17 protein-coding genes, 1 other RNA gene, 1 pseudogene and 1 other annotated feature are annotated in these 24,840 nt (G+C 37.5%); of the genes and pseudogenes, 3 read left to right on the plus strand and 16 right to left on the minus strand.

Annotation, left to right across the window (positions count from 1 at the left end; genetic code table 11):
• Nucleotides 1–44 precede the first annotated feature (44 nt).
• Nucleotides 45–464, minus strand: coding sequence for a cysteine metabolism transcriptional regulator CymR (gene cymR, locus C8K15_RS10640; protein WP_108586391.1), 420 nt, complete (start codon nucleotides 462–464; stop codon nucleotides 45–47).
• Nucleotides 465–599: 135 nt separating this feature from the next.
• Here cymR and C8K15_RS10645 point away from each other — a divergent pair, with 135 nt between their 5' ends.
• Entirely contained in the window at nucleotides 600–1,889 is a 1,290-nt protein-coding gene (locus C8K15_RS10645; RefSeq protein WP_108586392.1) for a replication-associated recombination protein A, read from the plus strand.
• On the opposite strand, the gene C8K15_RS20305 is transcribed toward C8K15_RS10645, so the two are convergent.
• From C8K15_RS20305 to hisS, 5 genes are all read right to left on the minus strand, one after another.
• Nucleotides 1,870–2,094, minus strand: a complete 225-nt coding sequence (locus C8K15_RS20305) for a hypothetical protein (protein ID WP_233260442.1) — start codon at nucleotides 2,092–2,094, stop codon at nucleotides 1,870–1,872. The genes C8K15_RS10645 and C8K15_RS20305 overlap by 20 nt on opposite strands.
• A 742-nt stretch (nucleotides 2,095–2,836) precedes the next feature.
• Nucleotides 2,837–3,598 (minus strand): tRNA threonylcarbamoyladenosine dehydratase, encoded by a 762-nt coding sequence (locus tag C8K15_RS10650; RefSeq protein ID WP_108586393.1) that lies wholly within the window; start codon nucleotides 3,596–3,598, stop codon nucleotides 2,837–2,839.
• Between the two features lie 96 nt (nucleotides 3,599–3,694).
• A non-coding RNA gene (gene ssrS, locus C8K15_RS10655) (6S RNA) lies at nucleotides 3,695–3,879 on the minus strand.
• 58 nt (nucleotides 3,880–3,937) lie between these two features.
• A complete protein-coding gene (gene aspS / locus C8K15_RS10660) occupies nucleotides 3,938–5,710 on the minus strand; it encodes an aspartate--tRNA ligase (protein WP_108586394.1) in 1,773 nt (590 codons plus the stop codon).
• Nucleotides 5,707–6,999, minus strand: coding sequence for a histidine--tRNA ligase (gene hisS, locus C8K15_RS10665; RefSeq protein ID WP_108586395.1), 1,293 nt, complete (start codon nucleotides 6,997–6,999; stop codon nucleotides 5,707–5,709). The genes aspS and hisS overlap by 4 nt, the downstream gene beginning before the upstream one ends.
• A gap of 56 nt (nucleotides 7,000–7,055) precedes the next feature.
• Nucleotides 7,056–7,296: a binding site (T-box leader), on the minus strand.
• 116 nt (nucleotides 7,297–7,412) lie between these two features.
• Here hisS and C8K15_RS10670 point away from each other — a divergent pair.
• On the plus strand, nucleotides 7,413–8,978 hold the full coding sequence (locus tag C8K15_RS10670) for an N-acetylmuramoyl-L-alanine amidase family protein (RefSeq protein ID WP_108586396.1): 1,566 nt from the start codon (nucleotides 7,413–7,415) through the stop codon (nucleotides 8,976–8,978).
• A 52-nt stretch (nucleotides 8,979–9,030) separates the two neighbouring features.
• Here C8K15_RS10670 and C8K15_RS10675 read toward each other — a convergent pair whose 3' ends face one another.
• From C8K15_RS10675 to C8K15_RS10700, 6 genes and pseudogenes are all read right to left on the minus strand, one after another.
• Nucleotides 9,031–10,053 carry a LacI family DNA-binding transcriptional regulator gene (locus C8K15_RS10675; RefSeq protein WP_108586397.1) on the minus strand — a complete coding sequence of 341 codons (1,023 nt, stop codon included), beginning with the start codon at nucleotides 10,051–10,053 and terminating at the stop codon, nucleotides 9,031–9,033.
• Nucleotides 10,054–10,181: 128 nt separating this feature from the next.
• On the minus strand, nucleotides 10,182–11,843 hold the full coding sequence (locus C8K15_RS10680; RefSeq protein WP_108586398.1) for a glycoside hydrolase family 13 protein: 1,662 nt from the start codon (nucleotides 11,841–11,843) through the stop codon (nucleotides 10,182–10,184).
• A 174-nt stretch (nucleotides 11,844–12,017) separates the two neighbouring features.
• Nucleotides 12,018–12,233: pseudogene (locus tag C8K15_RS20775) on the minus strand (alpha-amylase family glycosyl hydrolase); the annotation flags it as partial.
• Between the two features lie 38 nt (nucleotides 12,234–12,271).
• On the minus strand, nucleotides 12,272–13,114 hold the full coding sequence (locus C8K15_RS10690) for a sugar ABC transporter permease (protein ID WP_108586399.1): 843 nt from the start codon (nucleotides 13,112–13,114) through the stop codon (nucleotides 12,272–12,274).
• A 1-nt stretch (nucleotide 13,115) separates the two neighbouring features.
• On the minus strand, nucleotides 13,116–14,399 hold the full coding sequence (locus C8K15_RS10695) for a carbohydrate ABC transporter permease (RefSeq protein ID WP_108586400.1): 1,284 nt from the start codon (nucleotides 14,397–14,399) through the stop codon (nucleotides 13,116–13,118).
• 312 nt (nucleotides 14,400–14,711) lie between these two features.
• Complete coding sequence (locus C8K15_RS10700; protein ID WP_108586401.1) at nucleotides 14,712–15,998, minus strand: extracellular solute-binding protein; 1,287 nt, start codon at nucleotides 15,996–15,998, stop codon at nucleotides 14,712–14,714.
• A gap of 328 nt (nucleotides 15,999–16,326) precedes the next feature.
• Between C8K15_RS10700 and C8K15_RS10705 the strand changes: the two genes are divergently transcribed.
• Complete coding sequence (locus C8K15_RS10705) at nucleotides 16,327–18,081, plus strand: alpha-glycosidase (protein ID WP_108586402.1); 1,755 nt, start codon at nucleotides 16,327–16,329, stop codon at nucleotides 18,079–18,081.
• Nucleotides 18,082–18,196: 115 nt separating this feature from the next.
• Here the strand turns inward: C8K15_RS10705 and dtd are convergent, their stop codons facing one another.
• The 4 genes from dtd to recJ form a co-directional block, all read right to left on the minus strand.
• Complete coding sequence (gene dtd, locus C8K15_RS10710) at nucleotides 18,197–18,637, minus strand: D-aminoacyl-tRNA deacylase (protein WP_108586403.1); 441 nt, start codon at nucleotides 18,635–18,637, stop codon at nucleotides 18,197–18,199.
• Nucleotides 18,638–18,647: 10 nt separating this feature from the next.
• Complete coding sequence (locus C8K15_RS10715; protein WP_108586404.1) at nucleotides 18,648–20,843, minus strand: RelA/SpoT family protein; 2,196 nt, start codon at nucleotides 20,841–20,843, stop codon at nucleotides 18,648–18,650.
• 929 nt (nucleotides 20,844–21,772) lie between these two features.
• A complete protein-coding gene (locus C8K15_RS10720) occupies nucleotides 21,773–22,285 on the minus strand; it encodes an adenine phosphoribosyltransferase (RefSeq protein WP_108586405.1) in 513 nt (170 codons plus the stop codon).
• A complete protein-coding gene (gene recJ, locus C8K15_RS10725) occupies nucleotides 22,276–24,636 on the minus strand; it encodes a single-stranded-DNA-specific exonuclease RecJ (RefSeq protein ID WP_108586406.1) in 2,361 nt (786 codons plus the stop codon). Before recJ ends, C8K15_RS10720 begins: the two co-directional genes overlap by 10 nt.
• Nucleotides 24,637–24,840 lie beyond the last annotated feature (204 nt).

The raw sequence follows: 24,840 nt of genomic DNA on the forward strand, positions 1-24,840 counted from the left end.
TAAGCACATATTCCTGTTGTTTCCTCGCCTTTTTGAACAAACATTTATATATAGTACATGTATCCGTCATCTGAAGGCGATTCACTGTACTTAGCTAAATCTTCAATTGTCGTTGTATCTAATACCGTTTTCACTGCATCTCGAATGCGTGACCACAATTCTCGTTGCGGAGGCGCTTCGTTTTCAATACCTTCTACAGGTTGAATCGGTCCTTCTAAAACACGAATAACATCCCCCGCAGAAATTAAATGTGGGGGTTTTGAAAGCTTATATCCACCATGTGCACCTCTGACACTTTTTACAAGTCCAGAATTACGCAGTGGAGATACTAATTGTTCTAAATACGCCTCGGATAACTCATTTTCTGAAGCTATTTTACGGAGTGGCACTGGTCCTTCTCCAAACTGTTTGGCCAGTTCGATCATTATCGTTAAACCATAGCGACCTTTTGTCGATATTTTCAAGTTATTCACCTCTATAAATCCTCTGAATTCATTTACATAGTATAGCACATTTCCGACCAATCGCCTTTGAAATGACTTTTCACTAGTGACCACGTATAATAGAGAACAAATGTACGAATTTAGGAGGTGCATCGATTGCAAAATGAACCACTTGCTTATCGTATGAGACCACACAAAATAGAAGAAATTGCAGGTCAACAAGACATTATTGGTAAACACACACCCTTATATAAAATGATTATAAATGGACATGTTCCATCCATGTTGTTATATGGAGAACCAGGAATTGGCAAGACATCTCTTGCTTATGCAATCGCCGGAACTAGCAATATACCATTCATTGCACTCAATGCAACTCGCTCAGGGAAAAAAGATATCGAAGATGTAGTTAATGAATCACGCGTGACTGGAAAAGTGTTACTGTTTCTGGATGAAATCCACCGTTTTAATAAACTACAACAAGACACCCTGCTTCCTCATGTTGAAAATGGTTCAATTGTGTTAATTGGAGCTACAACCGAAAATCCTTTTCACGATGTTAATCCGGCAATTCGTTCACGTTGCGGTGAAATTAAACAACTTAAACGTTTAACGGATGAAGATCTTTTGACTCTTATTCAACGTGCATTAAGTGACGAAAAACGAGGACTAGGGCGACAAAAAATTGAAATTTCACAACCGCAACAATTGAAAATTGCTGGAGCCGCAAATGGAGATGCGAGAAAGGCATTAACCATATTGGAATCTGTTGTTTCCGCTTCAGATGAAGAAGATGGAGTCACCATAGTTGAAGATGCATTACTGCAAAACTTGGTTGACCGGATCGGGGTCTTCGGCGACAAAAAAGGCTCGCATTTCTACAATTTATTATCCGCTTTACAAAAGTCAGTACGAGGTAGTGATGTGAATGCAGCGATGTATTATTTAGCACATCTACTTGAAAATGGTGATCTAGTAGCGGTATCAAGAAGATTACTGGTAATGGCATACGAAGATATCGGTATTGCCAATCCATCTGTGGGTCCTCATGTTCTCGCAAGTATACAGGCCGCAGAAAGATTGGGATTGCCTGAAGCTCGTATTCCTTTAGCAAATGCCGTTGTGGAGATGTGTTTATCGGAAAAATCAAACTCAGCTTATAAAGCGATAGATGCCGCTATAGCTTCTATTCATGCTGGAAAAGTTGGTGATATTCCAAGTCATTTAAAAGATACACATTATGCTGGAGCTGCCGCTCTTGGACACGGAGGATATAAGTATCCGCACAATACCCCAATTGGCTCGTTCGGAGGTTGGGTCAATCAAACATACTTGCCAGATAACTTAGTTGGAACGAAATATTATGATCCCGTTTTAGCTGGCGAAGAGAAAAAACTTGCTGGGATTTATCAGAAATTAGAGAGCTTTAAACAGAAGAAGAAGTAAATCGCTGAAGGTAGCGATTTACTTCTTTTTTGGGGGTTTTGTTAAAGAATTCTGTTGATATTGATTTGCGTCTTGCATACCGCATGAGCGTGAAACGTGAGACCAACAAGTATGTGGTTTGCATACTTGTTGGCTCATGCGGAGCGTGTGCTAGCGCAAATGTACGATAGACGACAGCATCGTTTAATAGACCCATTATTTTCAAAACATCTTAATAACATTCAATTTAAGAAATAACACTACATCTATGAACCGAAACCTTGATTCCATTCACTGAGGATGACAGGTTTTCAGTTCGCTTCTGACGCTTTACCTGCTGCACAATAATCTAGAGAATAAAGAGGATGGGCTTGTGACTGCGTCACTCGCCCATCCCCTTTTTGTAGATCATCCTGCGGCGGGTGTGCATCCCTCGCTCCCTTGCAACCTGGAAGCACACAGTAATTTTGGTTTGGTTTACTACAGAATAGAAGGTTTCTTTAAGTAGATGTTCGGCCGAAGATACTATTTCGACCTCTTTCTGCTTTTTATATTTTGGTAAAGTTTAAGAATGCCGTCTATATTAAAAAGAAACAAAAAAGTACATATGCGCCTTGCATGCCGGAAGAGCGTGAAGCTTGAGACCCACAAGTATGTGGTTTCCTTACTTTTGGCTCATGCGGAACGTGTGCTAGCGCAAATGTACGATAAACGACAGGATAGTTTAACAGAGCCTTTTGTTTAATCAAGTGAGTGCGGAATTAGGAGGAAATTGGATAGTTGCGACGATAATCGTAGAAGTTGCGAAGATAAACTCAAAAGTTGTGATAATAATCACTAAAGTTGCTACGAAAACCACTAAAGTTGCGATAATAATCACTAAAGTTGCGACAATCCACTAAAATCTCATCCATTATTTGTAAAAAAACAAAAAAGACGACCATTTCAGGCCGCCTTCCATTCGTTATTTATTTACGAACGCGTTTCACTGGAATTTCTCTTGTAATATCATTAATGACCCAGCTAGCTGCTACTAATCCAGCTACAGAAGGAACAAATGCATTGGATGATGGTGGCATTTTCGCTTTACGAATTTTAGCATCTGGTTTTCCAACCGTCTCTACTACATCTTCTCTAACAATGATTGGGCTTTCATCAGAAAAGACAACGGGAATCCCTTTGTAAATGCCTTCTTTACGTAATTTTGAGCGAATGACTTTTGCTAATGGATCTGTGTGGGTTTTAGAAATATCTGCAATTTTAAATCGAGTAGGATCCGTCTTGTTTGCTGCACCCATACATGAAATAATTTTCACTCCACGCGTTAAACATTCTTTCATTAAATGTATTTTATAAATAATCGTGTCAGAGGCATCGATTACATAATCAATATTGTGGCTGAAGAACTCTTCAAATGTTTCTTCAGTGTAAAACATATGTAAATCGTGTACTTCACACTGAGGATTAATATCTAAAATTCGTTCTTTCATAACTTCAGATTTCGAGCGTCCCACGGTTGATGTGTACGCAACCAATTGACGATTAATATTGGTTATATCTACATTGTCTTTATCAACCAAGATGATTTTTCCAACACCGCTTCTTGCACATGCTTCTGCCGCGAAAGAACCAACGCCACCTATTCCTAAAATGGCTACTGTTGTGTTTTTTAGAAGATCAACACCTTCTGAGCCTATTGCTAATTCATTTCGGGAAAACTGATGTAACATGTTTTGTCCTCACAATCTATATCGTTTTAGTAGGGATTATCCTCAATAAAAACCCCCTAGCTTGAAGAAAGCTAGAGGGATTATACATAATGTAGGACGAATCCCAATCGTGCCGTCATTATGAAGCGTATCGTTTTGAACCCGCACACAGCAGGTGGGTATCCACTTTATAACTTAAAACGTCCCCTGGGGGCATGTTTGCCATTACAAAAGGAGGATTCCCTACGATAAATAAGTTCGGTCAAAATCGATGTGGCAATTAACGAACACATCAGGATTCGTGTTACCTGTATAATATCATATCCATATTTCAAATACAACCATATTTTACAATTAAATTTAACTTTTCTGAATACTTATTTTTAATGACAAATTATTTAATTGTTCTTCTGAAACAGCACTTGGTGCCTTCGTTAAAATGTCACTTGCACTCGCTGTTTTCGGGAATGCAATCGTGTCTCGTAGATTCGTGAGGCCAGCTAATAACATAACGATACGGTCAAGACCGAAGGCAATACCACCATGAGGAGGGGTTCCATATTCAAACGCCTCGAGCAAGAAACCAAATTGAGCATTTGCTTCTTCTTTTGAAAACCCAAGAATGCTAAACATTTTTTCTTGAATATCGCGCGAATAAATACGTATTGATCCACCACCAAGTTCATAGCCATTTAACACTAAATCATATGCTTGAGCGCGTACTTCTGCAGGATTAGTATCCATTAACTCAATGTCTTCTACAAACGGCATTGTAAATGGATGGTGAGCAGCATAGTACCGTCCCTCTTTTTCGTCATATTCAAATAACGGCCAGTCTATAATCCATAGGAATGCATTTTTACTTTCATCGATTAATTGGAGGTCTTTTCCTAATTTCGAACGAAGAGCGCCCAATGAATCAGCTACAACTGATTTTTTGTCGGCAACAAATAATAATAAGTCCCCTGGTTCTGCTTGAAGTGTTTGAGCTAATTTCTCCCCTACTTCACCCTCAAAGAATTTCGCGATTGGTCCTTTTAATCCTTCTGCATCCACTTTAAGCCAAGCAAGGCCTTTGGCACCATGTCTTCCTGCAAATTCTCCTAAAGCATCGATGTCTTTACGTGAATAATTGTCAGCTTTGCCTTTAACATTGATTGCTTTTACTTGTCCTCCACTTTCAACTGCTCCAGCAAAGACTTTGAATGAAGATTGCTCGACAAGTGAAGAAACATCTTGTAACTCTAAGCCAAATCTAACATCCGGTTTGTCAGAACCAAAACGATCCATGGCTTCTGTGTATTTCATACGTTGGAATGGCGTTTCAACGTCAATTCCTTTAACATCTTTTACTAATTTTTTCATCATGCGTTCGTTCATTTCTAAAATATCTTCCATTGACATGAAACTCATTTCCATATCAATTTGTGTGAACTCTGGTTGACGGTCTGCTCGCAAATCTTCATCACGGAAACAGCGAGCAATTTGGTAATACTTTTCAAATCCAGACACCATCAACATTTGTTTAAATAATTGAGGAGATTGTGGCAAAGCGTAAAATTCACCGTTATGCACACGACTAGGAACTAAGTAATCTCGTGCTCCTTCTGGTGTTGATTTTGTTAAAATAGGTGTTTCAACTTCTATAAATGTTTCTTCATCTAAAAATCGACGAATCGATTTTGATACTTCAGAACGCATTTTGAGAATGTCATACATAACTGGACGACGAAGATCTAAATAGCGGTATTTTAATCGTAAGTCTTCATTAACATCGTTCTGGTTCTCTATCGCAAATGGTGGATTTTTTGCTTCATTAATAATCGTCACTTGTGTAGCTTGCACTTCAATTCGTCCAGTTTTCATGTTTGGATTCATTTGTGCTTCATTACGAGCAACCACTTCACCTGTTACTTCAACAACATACTCATTTCGTAAGGCATCACCAACTGCTAATGCTTCAGCTGAAATGGCAGGGTTAAAAACAATTTGCACAATTCCTGTGCGGTCGCGAAGATCCACAAAAATGAGTCCGCCAAGATCACGTCTTTTTTGAACCCATCCTTTTAATACGACTTGTTCCCCGATTGCTTGTTCTGCTACTTCTCCACATGGATGTGTACGTTTAGTCATGCTAATTCCTCCGTTGCTTTAGTTGCGATTTTAGTAAAGTTTTCGACTATTTCTTCAAACGTAAGTTGTTGTTGATTTCCATTTGCTAAGTATTTCAATGAAATTTTGCCACTTTCAAGTTCATTGTCACCAATTACAACTGAGAACTTGGCATTTAAACGATCGGCTGATTTCATTTGAGCTTTAATCTTTCTATCTAAATAATCCATTTCAGCTGAGACATTATTTTGACGAAGCTGCGAGACAAACGATACTGCTTTATCTTTTGCTGCTTCACCCATTGCGACTACATAGACATCAAGTGTAGGCAGGTTTTTAAACTCTTCTCCTTCAGCTTCTAACGCTAGTAACAATCGTTCAATACTCATTCCAAAACCAATACCAGGTGATTCCGGACCACCTAAATCTTCAACTAAACCGTTGTAGCGACCACCACCAGCTAGTGTTGTGATGGCACCGAATCCTTCGCCTTCACTCATGATTTCAAAAGCTGTGTGATTATAGTAATCGAGTCCTCTTACTAAATTTGGGTCAACTTCATATTTAATGTTTAAGATATCTAAGTAATGTTTTACTTTTGCAAAATAAGCAGCCGATTCTTCATTCAAATAATCTGGTAGTTTTGGAGCTGTTGCCATCAATGGATTCTCTCGATCCACCTTACAGTCGAGAATACGTAACGGGTTTTTTTCTAATCGATTTTGACAATCTGAGCAGAACTCTTGGATGTGCGGAGAGAAATGAGCACTAAGTGCAACTCGATGAGCTTGTCGACTTTCGGTATCTCCCAGTGAATTAATCACTAGCTTAATTTTTTTCAATCCGGCTTTTTTATACACACTCATTGCAAGAGCCATAACTTCTGCATCAATGCTTGGATCTTTACTACCGATTGCTTCAACTCCAAATTGAACGAATTGACGGTAGCGACCTGCTTGTTGGCGTTCATATCTGAACATCGGTCCTGTGTAATAAAGTTTTACTGGTTGATTAGGTAAACCAAATAATTTATTTTCAACAAAAGAGCGGACAACGGGTGCGGTTCCTTCAGGACGCAAAGTTAATGAACGGTCACCTCTATCGGTAAATGTATACATCTCTTTTTGGACGATATCAGTTGTATCACCGACACTTCGCGTGAAAAGTTCGGTATGCTCAAAAATTGGCGTTCGAATTTCTTTATATTGAAATAATCGACATGTATCACGAATAAGTTCTTCGACTGCTTGCCACTTTTCAGTTTCACCTGGTAATAAATCTTTCGTTCCTCTTGGCACATTAATCGACATGATAATGGCTCCTCTCTTTTATAAATTAAAAAAGCTCCCGTCCCTTGCGCAAATACGCAAGGGACGAGAGCTATTGTTAGCTTCCGCGGTTCCACCCTAGTTGACACAAATACTTCATGTCCTCTCAAATCCGGATAACGGCCGGTTCCGTTTTCGCCTACGTTACTTCAAGGAGTATTTCGACGAAAAGCCTTTCAAGTGTTGTTCACTGAGTGCTTCTGTAGGAAAGATTTCAGCCACGTCTTTCCCTCTCTTAACAGCGTATTAAACAGTTACTTTCTTGGTCATTGGCACTTTGTTTGTTTCAGATTATACCTTATCTTAATGACTGTACAATAAGATGTCAACCTTTTCATAAAAAGTTATAGTCTTTTTGGTGAACAGTCTTTACAATAAACAAAAGGAGGAATTATATGCTAAAAATTCAACTTCGAAATAATGCACAAATTTTTATTGGACTTATTTTGTTATTATCACTTATTCTTCCTTCAATTACATATGCAAATGGAGAAAATGTTCAATCAACAGTATCAAACCTCCATATGAGATCGGGTCCTGGTCTAGCATATCCTATTATTGGCTCCCTAAAAATGGGAGATCAAATGATTGTTCTAAAACAACAAGGCGATTGGATTAATGTACGCCGTGGATCGGCTGAAGGCTGGGTGGCTTCATGGTACACCAAGCAATTAGGTCAAAAGAAAAAACTATCCGAGCAACTTGTCGTCTCTAAAGTAGACCAGCTAAATGTTCGTTCACAAGCCTCTATAGGTGCAGCGGTGCTTACTCAATTGTCAGCTGGTGATCAAGCTAAGCTTATCGCTGATCATGGCAAATGGGTCGAAATTTCGTTTAACCAAGTAAAAGGTTATGTGGCAAAAGAATACATTACCATTCAAACGAACAATACACATACTACATCAGCTAAAGTGAATAATAGTAATCACTTTGAAGTTTCTGTGAATAGTTTGAATGTACGCTCAAAACCTGATTTAACTTCTAAGAAAGTTAGTACAGTGAAAAAAGGTGAACGTTTCAAAATTATCGAAAAGCAACATAACTGGGTAAAAATTGAACTGTCAGGTAAAAAAAGTGGTTGGGTTTATTCTTTTTATGGAACTCAGATTGCATCTAGTGGGAGTACTCCTGAAAAATCCCACCAAAAACAGCAGAGCAAAGCTACAACTACGAAAAAAGTTTCGATTGTCTATAACGGTACAAACTTACGGTCCACTGCTTCCACTTCAAGTGAAGTAGTATATCGAGCGAATGCAGGGGAATCGTTTGAAACCATCGGACAAAGTGGTGATTGGTACGAAGTTAAATTACCGAAGGGTTCGAAAGCATTTGTAGCTAACTGGGTTGTATCTACAAATACAACTATAAAAGAAACCGAAAATAAACAAACGAATGTACACAGAAAAAAAGGCACTCTCAACGGTCTTACACTTGTCATTGATCCAGGTCATGGTGGCAATGACGGTGGAACGACTGGTGCACGAGGCACACATGAAAAAGGAATCACGCTTCGCACAGCTGAATTGTTAGCTAGTAAACTTCGTTCTGCAGGTGCTAATGTCGTCATGACGCGAGATTCTGATGTATATGTTGATTTGCGTAAACGTGTCTCAATTGGTCATCAGTTATCAGCCGATGCATTTATAAGTGTTCATTATGATGCAACTGATAGCAGTTCAATAAATGGATTTACTACGTATTACATGCATGGCTATCAAAAAGCACTTGCGAAAAGCGTTCATAAAGCACTTGGAGAAAAAATTAATTTGCGTGATCGTGGAGCGCAGCAAGGAAACTACCTAGTACTTCGCGAAAATCGTCAGCAAGCCATTTTGATTGAACTTGGATTCTTAAGTAACCCATCCGAGGAAAGTACGTTAACTACTGAAAAATTTAGAGAGCAAGCGACTCTAGGTATTTACAACGGCGTCGTTAACTTCTTTGACAATCAAGCAAACTAGAAAAAACTCGTCCAAGATTCATATGGACGAGTTTTTTTGATACATTAGTTTTTTATTGAGTTTTAGAACAAGAAAACCGTTTGATTAATTGATGAGGAATGATCATTCGCTTTACAGGTTCATGCGGATTTTCCAGAAGTTGAATCAATTTTCTTGAAGCTTGCAAGCCAAGCTCAAAAATATTAATATCGACCGATGTTAATGGTGGTTGGGAAAGTTCTGAAAATAACACATTATTGAAACTAAGTATTGAAATATCCTCGGGTACAGAAATATTCATTTCAATTAATGTATTCAATACACCTAGTGCCATTAAATCATCTGCGACCACCAATGCTGTCGGTGGGTTTTTTAAGTTTAATAGCTTCCTAATTGCCTCTTGACCACCTTCACGCAAAAACTCACTATGAATGATATAATCGTCCTCACTTTTGATACCTACTTCACGTAAAGCTTTTTCAAATCCGAGCAACCGTTCAATCGTCACAACAAAATTTAAATCCCCACCAATAAAACCGATTTGCTTATGTCCCAGACTTAGCAAATAGTTAGTTGCTTCCTTCGCGGCTAAATAATTATCGTTATCCACATATGTAATAAGTTCTACGTCCTTAAACGGTTTACCGATCACGACAAAAGGGAATTTTCTTTCCCGCAAGTAATTTAATACGTTGTCCTCGATTCGAGAATAAAGCAAAATAACACCATCCACACGACCACCTTGAACCATTTGGATAACGCCTTCGTAAATTTCTTCATCCGTTTTACCTGTACTAATTTGAAGAGCATACTGACGTTCATTTGCCCCATCACTCAGTCCCCTTAAAACAGTAGGGAAAAATGGATTCTGGAAAAACACATCTGTAGAGTTAGGTAACACCAATCCGATGACTCTTGTGGATTGATTAGCCAAACTTCGAGCAATAAAATTCGGATGATATCCGAGTTCATCCATCGCAGCTCTAACTTTAATTTTTGTTTTTTCACTAATACGAGGGCTATTCGCTAAGACTCTTGATACGGTAGATGGGGCGACATTTGACAGTTTTGCAACGTCTTTAATGGTAATGGCCAAAATTCACCCTCCTCTAATTAATCCTTGTTATTCTTTAATGGTAAACAGGCTGAATTCATCGATAATAGAGACAATATACTTTTCACATAAGCAAGAGTGCTAATATTCAATTTGCACTCTTATTTACTCTAGAATAAGTATACTTTAGTTTCAAATGGTTTAAGCGACACGTTTTCTGCAAGTACATGATCTGTAGAATCATAATTACTTAACTTAAGCTTTCCATCTCCTACAGGCAGATCTTCTAAAGTAATGTTTTTTGGCTGTTCACCAAAGTTACAAATCACAATTGCAGAAGAATCTTCGTACGTCCGTTTATAAGTATAAACAGTAGCATGATTCTCTAAAAGTAATTTGTAATCTCCATAAACGAAAACTTCATGTTCCTTCCGTAAGGAAATCATGTCTTTATAAAATGAATAAATGGATTGCGGGTCTTTCATTTGAGACTCCACATTAATATTTTGATGATTAGTATTGACTTTCATCCATGGAGTACCCTCTGTGAAACCTGCATTTTGATGATGATTCCATTGCATTGGTGTACGGGAATTGTCACGACCGCTTTTCCAAATAATCTCCATCATCTCTTGATGAGGTCGACCTTTTGATGTTTCGATTCGATAATAATTTTTCATTCCTAAATCGTCATAATCATCAATTGAGTCAAATTGAACATTGGTCATCCCAATTTCTTGACCTTGATAAATGAACGGAGTTCCCTGCATAAGGAAATAGCAAGCACCTAGCATTTTTGCACTTTCCATCCAATATTCTTCATCGTTCCCCCATGTTGATACACTACGAGGTTGATCATGATTTTCAAAAAATAAAGCATTCCATCCATTTCCATGTAATTCAGTTTGCCATTTGGACAAAGTTTGTTTCAAACCTACTACATCTACTGAAGCATCGGCTCCTTTTTGCCATAATCCTAGATGTTCAAACTGGAAAACCATATCGAACTTGCCATTTTGTTCACCAACCCATTCATCTGCCTGGTGAATTTTTACGCCATTTGCTTCTCCGACAGTCATAATGTCGTACTTATCAAACGTTTCTTCTTTTAATTCTTTTAAGAATTCATGAATGCCTTCTTGGTTCATATGCATGTCAAAAGAAGAGACAAAATCGAGATTTTCCGGATTCGGTAAGTTAGGCATACCTGGGTATTTTTTAATATGTGAAATCGCATCGACACGGAATCCGTCTATCCCTTTATCGAGCCACCAGTTCACCATGTCAAAAAGAGCAATGCGAACTTCTGGATTCTCCCAATTTAAATCCGGCTGCTTTTGATGGAATAGATGCAAGTAGTATTGTAGTGTTTTCTCATCAAAGTCCCACGCGCTACCTGAGAAAATACTTTCCCAGTTATTCGGTTCTTTACCATCCACGCCGTCTTTCCATATATACCAATCTCTTTTTGGATTATCTTTCGAAGAACGAGATTCAATGAACCAAGGATGCTCATCGCTTGTGTGATTTATGACTAGATCAAGGATTACTTTCATTCCACGTTTATGGGATTCTTTTAGTAAAAGTTCAAAATCTTCCATCGTTCCAAAATCTTCCATGATATCTTGATAATCACTTATATCATAGCCGTTATCTGCGTTCGGTGATTTAAAAAATGGACAAATCCACAGTACATCGACTCCAAATTCTTGTAAGTAATCCAGTTTCGAAATAATACCTTGTATGTCTCCAATTCCATCACCATTGCTGTCCATAAAGCTACGTGGATAAATTTGATAACATACAGCTTCTTTCCACCAATATTTATTCATTTATAAAACCTCCGAATCCTAGTTGTTACTTTAATCGTAAAATCAATAGCATTCAAAAACCATTATTTTTATAAATCTTAAGTTGTTTATCGTACATTTGCGCCTGCCTTACATTCCGCATGAGCCAACAAGTATGAAAACCACATACTTGCGGGTCTTACACTTCACGCTCTTGGTGATTCCTTTGAAGTCTCCACCGTTATATTCCTTCAAATCTCTTGTATTCACTTTAAAATCGTTGGATGTATAACCATTATTAAAACGATCCACCATGATGAAATAAATGGATTCGTCCTGCCACTTGCGCTCATCTTTTTCATCAGCACATACAGGGAATGCTTAAAAAAGAAGAAACGGAATTAAAATGAGCAATACTTGTGTTTTTCTCATTTTCCGTCCCTCCTCGCTTATTAATATGGCTCTTTGAATTATCCTTTTGTACCACCAGCAGTTAACCCAGATACAAAATACTTCTGGAACATTAAGAACAGAATAGCAATTGGAATGGCAATTAAAACTGCCCCTGCTGCGAATTTCGTGAATTCATTGCCGAATTGTTTCGCAACTAGTTCATATAACCCAACAGCTAATGTAAATTTGTCTTCTGAACGTAATAAAATTCTTGCCAGGATAAAGTCCCCTAATGGAGCAATGAATGAGAACAAAGCGACAACTGCAATGATCGGTTTAGCTAAAGGCATAACAATTTGGAAGAAGATGCGCAGATGACCTGCACCATCCATTTTAGCTGATTCATCAAGTTCTTTAGGAATCGTATCTAAATACCCTTTCATCAACCATGTGCTCATTGGAATTTGACCACCAACGTAGACAAGAATTAAACCGATATGTGTATCGATTAATCCTGTGCGGTTTGCTAACACAAATATTGCAATTAATGCTGCAAAGTTAGGAATCATTTGCAAAATTAAAAATGTCAGTAAACCATTTTTTCGTCCAACAAAGCGATAGCGTGAGAATGAATACGCCGTAAAAGATATTGCAATTACAGATAAAACCATTGTGATAATACTTATTTTCATTGAATTCCAATACCATAAAAGATATTTTGATTTATCCAAATCGAACAAGAATTGATAGTGTTTCAACGTTGGATTATCTGGGAACATTTTAGAACCAGATAGACTTTGTCCAGGGTTAAATGAAGAACCAAGTACCCAAAGTAATGGATACACAACAATAAAAATCATCATTAAAATTAAGATATATGATATTGTGAGTCGGATAATTTTGCTTGTTTTATTGTTCATGCTACATCATATCCTCCTCTTGGAAAGATTTTGTTCTCTTGAACTGCCATAGTGCAACCGAGATAACAATGACTGATAGAATCATTGTGACAGCTGCTGCTTTACCATATTGTGCACTTGTCATAGTTAAGCGATAAATCCACGAAATGAGAATATCCGTTCCACCTGCATTTTGACCCGGTATTGCTGGACCACCGCCATTGAAAAGAAAAATGACGTTAAAGTTATTAAAGTTAAACGTATATTGCGTAATAATGATAGGTGCTGTTGCAAATAATACTAGTGGCAATGTAATAGAAAAGAACTTTTGGAAGATGGAGGCACCATCTACAGTAGCCGCTTCATAAAGTTCATCTGGAATCGATTGAAGAACGCCAGTCGTCATGGCAAAAATAAATGGAAAGCCTAACCACGTTTGAATCATGATTAATGCTAATCGTGTCCACGTTTCATTTGTCATCCAAGACAGACCTTCAATTCCAAAGAAAGGAAGAATGTCTCTATTAATAACTCCAAAAGTTTCATTAAACATTCCAGAGAATATTAAGATTGTAATAAACGATGGAACTGCCCAAGGTAAAATCATGATAGTACGGATGATTGCTTTACCTTTTAAATCTTTTTGATTAACAAGAATTGCAAGGAAAATTCCTATTCCAACTTGTAAAGTTGTTGCACCGAATGTCCAAATAATTGTCCAAGCCAAAACGGCGAAGAAAGTAGTTCTCCAAATATCCAATTTGAAGATATCAATAAAGTTTTGGAAACCAACCCAATCTACTAATTTTGCTGGTGGCGAATGGTATAAATCATAATTGGTAAATGCCAATAGGGCTACGAACAAAATTGGGAAGATTACTACAAAAATTAATAGGAAAAATCCAGGTGTAATCATTAAGTAAGGGAATCCATTATCTATTAAATTATGATATTGTTGCCGCACAGAGTTTAAATTGAATCCCCTATCGCGTTTTTCACCATTGCGATACGCATCATTTAAATTCATTGCATAAACACCCAAGCCCATGATCGTAATTATTAATGCGATAATTCCATCGACTAATAGGAACACGGAATGATCCAGCTTCGAAATTTCACCTAGCGTAAAAAGTCCCCAAAATCCGACGGGTAATATATCTTTAAATACAATACCAAAAGAGAGCCCTAAAATTAAAAAGATGAATCCTTTTAAAAATTGCTTATTATAAAACTGTCCGAATCCAGGAATAATGGAAAGCAAAACAGCATTTCTTCCATGATGAGTAGTGGTTTTTATTTCTTCCATAATTGCTAAGCCTCCTCTTTCAGAATCGGAGAAATTATTTGATTTTATATCAAACTATTAACCTTTTCTTTTTGTTACCTATGTAAAACTAATTAAATATTATAATTCAGTTACAACGTGTACAATCGATTTCTTCAAGCAATTTCGAGCACAGTTTTTTCTTTACTTCTGTCAGTTTCTTAATAAAAGGATGGGCAATACCTTCCAAGAAGGAAGATATCGCCCTTTACTTTTCACTACGTATTAATCTGCAAGTTAGGAAAGGTTTAACTCTCTATTATTGTCTAGCTCCGAAGCCCAGCTCGCACTTTTCTATTTTGCAGGGTGGCTAGTTTCAATATTTGCTTGAATAGATTTTACAGCCTCATCTAAAGCAGCTTTTGGTTCAGCTTTACCAGTTGCCAATGTTTGAAGTGCAGAAGCCATTGGGCCCCATACTTCTCCCATTTCAGGAATGTTTGGCATTGGAACAGCGTATTGTGATTGAACTGCAACAGCTTTAGCGCCTTCGTTATCTGCAATAATTGGATCTTCAACTAACGCTACGTTAGCTGGAATCTCAGAAACTGCTTGGAAGCGAGCTTTAGAGTTTTCATCGTTTGATATATGTTCAATTAATTTTGTTGCCCAGTAAGGATTTTCAGTAAATTCTGTTACGTGCCATCCTTTAACACCCATGAATGTTTTGACTGGTTCTCCGTTAGGAAGTGTTGGCATTGGAGCAATACCAATGTCAATTCCAGCATCTTTCATGCCTTGGAATGCCCAAGGACCATTCATTACTGCTGCTACTTTACCTTCGTTGAATAATCCGTCCATTGCAGCACCGCCGCTTTCCCCAATGATTCCTTTAGGGAATAAACCTTCTGCATACCATTTTTGAATAAATTCAGCACCTTTAACAGCGCCTTCGTTGTTTAAGCCAATATCTTCACGGTCAGGAGCACCGTCTTTTTCATTAAACACATATCCACCCATGCCAGCGATTGGACCGTGTGCGAAGTAGAAGTTATCCCAAAGTGCTAGGAAACCATAGTTATCTCCTTTAGTGAAATCTTTAGAGAATGTGTATAGCTCATCCATAGTTTTTGGAGCTTCAGGCATTAACGCTTTATTATAAATTAAAACTGGAGTTTCAGTTGCTTTAGGAAGACCGAATAGTTTCCCATCATACATTTGAGCATTTATTGCAGACTCACTATATGTTTTAAGTACTGAATCTTCTACAGTAATTTCTTGAATTAGACCTTCAGTAACCACTTGGCCAATTTGGTCATGTGGAAGTGTTACTACGTCAGGAGCATTTCCAGCTGGACCATCAAGACGTAATTGATCACGGATTTTGTCCGCCATGTTTAATTCTTTGAATTCAACTTTGATACCGTACTCTTCTTCAAATGAAGCAAGTGCAGCTGGTAACCAATCTTTACTTTTCTCTAAATCTTCCCAAATGACCAATTTCTCAGGTTTTTCTGGCTCTTCCGTTGCTTCCGGTTTTTCACCTTCAGCAGGTTTAGTTCCTTCTTCTCGGTCTGGTGCACATGCAGCAAGCATACCTAGTAAAAGAATAAGCATCATTAATAGTAAATTCTTTTTCATCATGACCCTCCTATTATCTTTATATATTTATCAATCTATACAAACGGTTGCACAAATTCACAATAATGATTGTGAAAGCGCTTGCACAAATATTAATTTAATTATAATGATTAAATTAAATTTTACAACAACTTTTTTTACCTTGAATTACTTTACTATTTCCTTGTTAGAAAAATACTTTATAAATTAATCATTCTTTTTATTTTTCTAATGATAACGAATTTATAATCGTTGCACTGTATTGAATAAACTGAATCCTTTTGTTATTCTGAAACAGAGATATCGTTAGTGCAAACGGTTGCAGTAAATTAAGATAGGAGTGATTATTTTGGAACGTTCAGCAGTTTTTCACAGACCAGACCAAAATTTTTCTTATATTCTAGATGATACAACTCTGGGAATTAGAATTAGAACCAAAAAAGATGACGTAGAAAGAATTGAACTTCTACATGGTGATCCATATATTTGGAAAGATAATCTGTGGGTATTCCATAGGACTGAAATGAAATTGATTGCTACTGATGCTTTATTTAATTACTGGGACACTACTATCACCCCCCCTCATCGAAGAATACGGTATGGCTTTGAATTGCATGCGAACGGGGAAACACTGCTCTATACGGAAAAAGGATTTTATGACGAAGTGCTACATGACTGTCAATACTATTTTTGTTTTCCATACTTACATGCATCTGAACTTTTCAATGCTCCTGACTGGGTGAAAGATACAAGATGGTATCAAATCTTTCCTGAGCGCTTCGGAAATGGGAATCCCTCTATTAATCCTGAGAATACCCTGCCTTGGGGAGAAGTAGAACCTGAACCAAACAATTTCTTCGGCGGCGATTTTGAAGGAATCATTCAACAACTAGATTACCTAGTAGACCTAGGCATTAATGGGATTTATTTTACGCCAATATTTAAGTCTCCTTCCAATCATAAATATGACACCATCGATTATTTTGAAATTGACCCTCAATTTGGAACGAAAGAGGACTTAAAAAGACTAGTTAGTGAATGTCATAATAGAGGAATCAAAATAATGCTTGATGCCGTTTTCAATCATAGTGGTTATTATTTCACACCATTCCAAGACGTTCTTGAAAAAGGTCAACAATCTGAGTATGCAGATTGGTTTTATCCACATAACTTCCCTCTTCAGGGTGGAGAGCGTCCAAATTATGAGACCTTTGCATTCGTAGCTTCAATGCCTAAGCTGAATACACAAAGTCCTGAAGTTAAAAAATATTTGCTCGATGTATCTGCCTATTGGATTAATGAATTTGATATTGATGGCTGGCGTCTCGATGTTGCAAATGAAGTTGATCATCAATTTTGGAGAGAGTTCCGAACATTCGTGCGACAACAGAAACCAGATATTTATATTCTAGGCGAAGTATGGCATGATTCCATGCCTTGGCTGTTAGGAGATCAATTCGACGCAGTTATGAACTATCCATTTACAACCAATGTATTAAATTTACTAGCAAGCCAAACCATATCAGCTGAACAATTTATGAATGATATGACGACAGTCATCCAGAGCTATCCAAAGAATGTAATGGACGTCACATTCAATTTAGTAGGCAGCCATGATACTCCAAGAATACTTACCGAATGCCAGGAAAATGTAGATCGTTTGAAACTCATTTACACATTACTCTACACGTTTATGGGGTCCCCATGCATGTATTATGGAGATGAGATTGGCATGACTGGCGGAAAAGATCCTGGTTGTCGTAAATGTATGGAGTGGAATCCAGAAAAACAAAACACGGATTTACTAAACCATGTTAAAAAATTAATGTCATTACGCCAATCCGAAAATTTGCTTGCTAATGAAGGTAGTTTTCAATTCTTGAATCAACATCAAACTGAAGTTGTTGCTTATCGAAAATATAACAATGACCGAAATGTCTTAGTTATCATTAATCCAACAGATGCTGATCAAACGTTTAATATCCCCCATTTATTAAAAGGAAACAACGTTAAGAATCTATGGACTGATGAGGAATTTGTTTCGACTGATGATACAACTGCAGTTCAACTTAAACCTCTAGAGTTTACAATCTTAGCCTACTAAATGGTTACGGAAATGAATTTAAACAAGTAGTACCATAACAAAAACACCCTTTCATTACTTCGTAGTAACAAACTACGTGTAAGTGAAGGGTGTTTTTTTGTTTGATTTCAACTATCTATTTTGACTCTACAATTAAAGTGACAGGACCATCGTTTGTTAATGACACGTCCATCATCGCTCCAAAAATACCGGTTTCAACTTGAAGATTCAAATTGCGTAATTCTTCGTTAAATAAATCCCAAAGAGGTTTCGCAACGTCCGGTTTAGCTGCTTCACTAAAGCTAGGTCGTCTGCCTTTTCGCGTATCACCATAAAGAGTGAATTGTGATATCGATAAAATGGAGCCACCTTCTTCAAAAATGGAACGATTCATTTTACCTTCTTCGTCTTCAAATAATCGTAAGTTTGCTACTTTTTCTGCAACGTAACGAACATCTTCTTTTGTATCTTCATGTGTTAGTCCGACAAGCAATACGTATCCTTTGTCAATTTGACCCGTTACTATCCCATCGACTTTTACATTTGCAGATAAGCTTCTTTGTAATACTACTCTCACATTAGAAACCTCAATTCGTCATGCGTTGTACTGAATAAATTTCTGGAATTTGTTTTATACGTTCTACCACTTTATGTAAGTGGGCAATATTAGTAATCATCACGGTCATATGAATAGTTGCAATTTTATCTCGATCGGCTTTTCCACTAACTGCGGAAATATTCGTTTTGGTTTCACTGACCACTTGCATCACTTCATTAAGCAATCCAGCACGATCAAATGCTTGAATTTCAATATCGACTTGATACTCTTTACGAATCGGCGTGATATGACTCCCCCACTCAACGTCGATAATGCGTTCGTTGACATCTGAGTCTTGAACATTAGGACAATCTTCTCTATGAACTGAAACGCCGCGACCTTTCGTAATAAAACCGACGATTTCGTCACCTGGAACCGGACTACAACATCTCGATAAACGAATAAGTAGGTTTTCGATGCCTTTAACGATTACACCTGATTCTGTCGCCTTTTTAGTGGTCGGTGCATTCATTTCTTTAGTGATTTTTTCCAATGCTTCTTCATGGTCACGAATTTTTCGCATTTTTTCTGCTAATCGGTTCACGACTTGTTGTGCGGTAATGCCGCTGAATCCTACAGCCGCATACATATCTTCTTCGCTTGTAAAATTGAATTTTTCACAAACACGTTTGATGTTTTCATTAACTAACACTTCTTTTACATCAAACTCTTGAGATTTAATTTCTTTTTCGATCATTTCACGACCTTTATGGACGTTGTCTTCACGAAGTTGCTTTTTAAAGAATTGCTTAATTTTATTTTTCGCTTGCGATGATTGGGCAATTTTCAACCAATCTCGACTTGGACCAAACGATTGTTTTGAAGTTAATATTTCAACAATATCGCCTGTCTTTAGTTTGGTATCTAAAGGAACCATTTTCCCGTTTACTTTTGAGCCAATGGTTTTATTGCCAATTTCAGAGTGAACTCGATAGGCAAAATCGATAGGAACTGATCCTGCTGGCAGTTCCATGACATCTCCTTTCGGAGAAAAAACATAGACCATATCAGAAAATAAATCGAATTTTAATGACTCCATAAACTCTTCTGCATTGGAAGACTCATTTTGATACTCCAATATTTCTCTGAACCACGTGAGCTTTGAATCAACCGATTTATTAGAAGACTCTACTGTTTTGCCTTCTTTATAAGCCCAATGTGCAGCAACACCAAACTCTGCAATTTTGTGCATTTCTTCTGTTCGAATTTGCACTTCTAAAGGATCACCTTGTGGACCAATTACAGTAGTATGAAGTGCTTGATACAGGTTTTGTTTTGGCATAGCGATATAGTCTTTGAAACGACCAGGCATTGGCTTCCACAGCGTATGGATAATCCCGAGTACAGCGTAACAATCTTTGATACTTTCAACAGTAATTCGCACTGCCAATAAATCATAAATTTCATTAAACTGTTTGTTTTGGACATTCATTTTTTTATAAATGCTGTAAATATGTTTAGGACGACCAAATAGATCTGCATCAATTTCAACTTCTTCTAGCTCAGTTTTAATATTGGTCATTACGTTATTTAAATACTCTTCTCGCTCATTTCGTTTACGTTTCATTAAATTCACAATACGGTAATACTGTTGTGGATTTAAATAACGCAATGAAATGTCCTCTAGTTCCCATTTAATTGTGGAAATGCCTAGTCGATGTGCAAGTGGCGCAAATATCTCAAGCGTTTCACCTGCTTTGAGTCGTTGTTTTTCAACTGGTTGAAATTTCAATGTACGCATATTGTGGAGACGGTCAGCTAATTTAATTAAAATTACGCGAATGTCTTGTGCCATAGCAACAAACATTTTACGGTGGTTTTCCGCTTGTTGTTCTTCTTTCGACATAAAATTAATTTTACTTAACTTAGTAACGCCTTCTACTAGCATAGCTACTTCTTCACTGAATTCTCGAACGATGTCTTCTCTATGGATGTCAGTATCTTCTACGACATCATGTAAAAACCCTGCAGCAACTGTTGCAGGATCCATTTGTAGTTGTGCTAAAATCCCCGCTACTTGGATCGGGTGAATGATATAAGGCTCTCCCGATTTTCTGAATTGTTCTCGGTGAGCGTACTCTGCCATTTCATACGATTTTTTGACAAAATTAACGTTTTTGTCATTCATGTACGTCGCGACAATTGCGAATACTTCTTCAGCTGTAAATACTTGGTCTTTCGCCATGTCGAATCACCAGACTCCATTCAATTTCGATAAATATATTTATTGTCTATTGTATAGCAGAAAAACACTTCTTGCACCCCAAATGATGAAAGATGATGAGTTTTCTTAGAATGATTTGTGAATGTTTTTCATTATTTGCCATTTAAATAGAGTTTAATTGATTGATGTACCGGCATAATTAAAGCCACTTCACCAACTATCGTCATTCATTTCATTCACTTAATTTATGGAGATTTAAGCAAAATGGTACGGCTACCTTGGAAAGGATGCTCATATTAAACAATGTGATGAATAAAGGTTTCCAGGGTGCTTTGGACGTCCTTCGCAACCTTACAACCTGGAAACAATCAGTGATGCTTGTTTTGTTTATGAAAGAATTGGAACTTTTTTTATTAAGAAAATGAAAAAATGTTTATTGCCCCTCTGAAGAATGAAGGTTTTCAGGTTGCTGCGGACGTCCTTCTTGCTGCACCTTGGTCTAACGAACAAAAAGGGATGGGCTTGTGACTGGTCACTTCGCCCATCCTCTTTATTTAGATCATCTTGCGGCTTTTGTACGTCCTTCACAACCTTACAATCTGGAAACAATCAGTGATGCTTGTTTTGGTTATGAAAGAATTGTTGCAATCTTTTAAGTTGATATTCGGCCGAAGATCCAATTTCGGCCTCTTACTGCATCAATTATTTTTATTGTCATCACTACTGAAAGTGACATTTACGTTATTGTTCCAATAAGTTAACTCGGCAATGAGACGTATTTGAGCGATAAATCTTCAGATTGAGCGATAAACCCCTCAAAATGAGTGATAAATATTTCACAATCGGTTCTTGCTATAAAAAAACGTTTCATTATCCAAGCTAACTAGTAATGAGATAATCATTATAAGAGCATAAAAAAAGATGAACTTTTAAAGTTCACCTTTTCCTACTTAATATTGCATTAAAGTGCAGATGTCGTAGCCTTTTAATTTTTCGCGACCATCAAGATAAGTTAATTCGATTAGGAACGCACAGCCTACAACTACTCCACCCATTTGCTCAATAAGTTTGATGGTTGCTTCTACTGTTCCGCCTGTTGCTAATAAGTCATCTATAATCAGAACACGTTGTCCCGGTTTAATCGCATCTTTGTGCATTGTTAATACGTTTGTACCGTACTCAAGGTCATACTCAGCACGAATAACTTCACGAGGTAATTTCCCTTCTTTACGGACAGGTGCAAAGCCTTTAGCCATAGCATATGCCACTGGACAACCAATAATAAACCCACGAGCTTCAGGTCCTACAATCATATCTACATTCTTTTGTACTGCATATTTTACGATTTCATCTGTTGCGTATTTGTAAGCTTCCCCATTATCCATAATGGTTGAAATATCTTTGAAACGAATACCTGGTTTCGGCCAATCTTCAACTATTGTTACGTATTGCTTTAAATCCATTGTTGTTGCTCCTCCTCAGGAACGGTCTGCTCGGCTAAGCGTGTGTCAAACCATTGTCTTAATTCCATATATGGCGCATATAACAGCTTTTGTTCTAGCTGCATTTGCTGTTCTCGAGATTGATAGACCTTTGACTCCGTAAGATCTCGTTTTACACCAGCTTCTTGCATGTCAATTCGTCCATTGTTTATTTTAACAAACCCAAGGTCAAAAAACACCTCTGTCATGAAAAATAATGTACTTGTGCTCCAACCTTTATGTTTGGCGAGTTCATTTACATGTTGTTGTAAATCAAAAGAAGGACGTTTAGCTAAAAAACCATAATACCATTTGAAATGGTCGCGACTTGGTATTCCTTCAAAATATGTCGGGTCAGATGCAAAGAAATGTGCGTAAATTCTTTTTGGTTGAATATGCGTCAATATCGCCTCAAGTATTTGTTCATCATGTGGAATATCAAGTAACACTATATATGGTTTTGGAGTAGGCAATGCTTGATCTTTTGAAATCAGAGTGATGTCTACCTTTAATAATGACTCGAAATGAATAACCGTTTTTTTATCAAATGCCAGATAGATTGTTTGATCTGCTTGGATCATTTGATTCCATCTGTTCACTTGTCGAATTCCTCGAATATCATACAGCTGCCAGTCATCTGTCTTGGCGTCTGTAATCATAAATTGGGGTTTCTTCCGGCCATTCCATTCATTGATTTGAAGATCCCCAATAAAGGATACAGCGACACCAGGGGTTAATTCATCCGCTAAATGACCTTGGCTAAACCCTACAGCATCAAGTACTTGAGGACCATCGGAAAGTTCCATTTTCACATGGTTCTGGTTAGCCCCTATTTTTCTCATAGATGAAATATTGACACGTTCGATACAGTACATCGGTTTAGGGAAATCCATGCCAAATGGTCCGAGTTTTTTTAATGATTCGATTGAAGCTAAATCAATTTCTTCTAAACTAATCGAAATATCTATTTGTTGAATAGGTTGCAAATCTTCTTCAGTCAATTCTGCTTCTGCTTGCTCCTGTAAACGATGGCGTAGGTCTGCTACATTTTCAATAGCTAAAGTCATTCCAGCTGCCATTGGGTGTCCACCGAAATGTGGTAGAATATCACGGTTTTTTGCAAGCTCGTTGAATAAGTGAAATCCTTCAATACTACGTGCTGACCCTTTAGCTATTCCTTTTTCAGTGTCAAGTCCTAAAACGATGGAAGGACGATAGTATTTTTCAACGAGTCTTGATGCGACAATCCCGACTACTCCTGGATTCCAGCCTTCTTTTGCGACAATAATGACGTGTGGATCTTGCCCTACTTCTCCAGATTCAACCATCGCTATAGCCTCGTCCGTCATTTGACTAACGATTCCTTGTCGTTCTTTATTATGTGAATCTAAAACTTTAGCAAGTGCCATTGCTTCCACTGAATCCGTTGATAAGAACAAATCAACACCTGGAGCTGCGTCTGCTAAACGGCCAAGAGCGTTGATTCGTGGCCCAAATAAAAAGCCTATTGTTTCTTCATCAATCTGGTTTTGTTCGGTTCCTGCAATCTGACATAATGCTTGAATGGCAGGTCGACTTGAAGATCGAAGTTGTTTAATTCCTTCTTGTACAAAATAACGATTTTCATCGTGCAGGGAAACTAAATCTGCAACCGTTCCAATAGCAACAAGTTCTAATAACTGTTTTGGAATCTCGCCGCCGAGTAATGCGTGGGCAACTTTAAATGCTACCCCCACTCCAGCAAGTTCTCCAAAAGGATAACTACCTAAGGGATGTCTTGGGTGAATTATGGCATCAGCAGGCGGTAGAATTTCACCAGCTTCATGGTGATCAGTGACGATAACATCCATGCCAAGGTCTTTTGCCATTTGAATTTCATTAACACCTGAAATCCCATTATCAACTGTAATAATTAAGTTCACACCATCTTCAAATGCTTCTTTAAATAATCGTTCACTTGGTCCATAGCCATCTATAAAACGATTAGGAATGGCAAATGTAACATGCGCGTCTAATTGTTGAAGTGCAGTCATCATAACTGATGTACTCGTCACGCCATCTGCATCATAATCTCCGTAAACTAAAATCAATTCTTCATTTGCAATTGCTTGTTTAATCCGTGCAACAGCTTTGTCCATGTCATGAAGTAAGAATGGGTCATGCATAGAAGATTCATCCATTTGTAAAAAAGCTTTCGTCTTATTGACATCAAAAAAGCCTCGAGAGGCGAGAAGTTTAGCTGAAACTGCAGGTATATTTAATTCTTGCTGTAAATGTTGAACGATTTGGTCATCTGGATGTTCCATTCGCCATCTCTTTTTAGATTCAATCATTTTTATGTCACTTCCTCATACTATCCATTATACCTTATCTGTCTCCCTATGTAATTTACAGGAATAAAACTAAGTAATATTTTTGGTGGAAAAAATACGATTTCACTAAATAGAGTTATATTAATACCTAACAAAAAGAAATGCTGTTGAAATTTAAACAATCGAAAAAGTACATTTGCGCCTCACATACCGCAAGAGTGTGAA

This window comes from Paenisporosarcina sp. OV554 (assembly GCF_003058165.1).
Lineage (GTDB): Bacteria > Bacillota > Bacilli > Bacillales_A > Planococcaceae > Paenisporosarcina.

What these genes read in the sequence shown, in the direction of transcription:
- C8K15_RS10650 (WP_108586393.1), bottom strand. Translation starts at nt 3,598, where the DNA reads ATGTTACATCAGTTTTCCCGAAATGAATTAGCAATAGGCTCAGAAGGT.
- aspS (WP_108586394.1), bottom strand. Translation starts at nt 5,710, where the DNA reads ATGACTAAACGTACACATCCATGTGGAGAAGTAGCAGAACAAGCAATC.
- hisS (WP_108586395.1), bottom strand. Translation starts at nt 6,999, where the DNA reads ATGTCGATTAATGTGCCAAGAGGAACGAAAGATTTATTACCAGGTGAA.
- C8K15_RS10670 (WP_108586396.1), top strand. Translation starts at nt 7,413, where the DNA reads ATGCTAAAAATTCAACTTCGAAATAATGCACAAATTTTTATTGGACTT.
- C8K15_RS10680 (WP_108586398.1), bottom strand. Translation starts at nt 11,843, where the DNA reads ATGAATAAATATTGGTGGAAAGAAGCTGTATGTTATCAAATTTATCCA.
- C8K15_RS10690 (WP_108586399.1), bottom strand. Translation starts at nt 13,114, where the DNA reads ATGAACAATAAAACAAGCAAAATTATCCGACTCACAATATCATATATC.
- C8K15_RS10695 (WP_108586400.1), bottom strand. Translation starts at nt 14,399, where the DNA reads ATGGAAGAAATAAAAACCACTACTCATCATGGAAGAAATGCTGTTTTG.
- C8K15_RS10700 (WP_108586401.1), bottom strand. Translation starts at nt 15,998, where the DNA reads ATGAAAAAGAATTTACTATTAATGATGCTTATTCTTTTACTAGGTATG.
- C8K15_RS10715 (WP_108586404.1), bottom strand. Translation starts at nt 20,843, where the DNA reads ATGGCGAAAGACCAAGTATTTACAGCTGAAGAAGTATTCGCAATTGTC.
- C8K15_RS10720 (WP_108586405.1), bottom strand. Translation starts at nt 22,285, where the DNA reads ATGGATTTAAAGCAATACGTAACAATAGTTGAAGATTGGCCGAAACCA.
- recJ (WP_108586406.1), bottom strand. Translation starts at nt 24,636, where the DNA reads ATGATTGAATCTAAAAAGAGATGGCGAATGGAACATCCAGATGACCAA.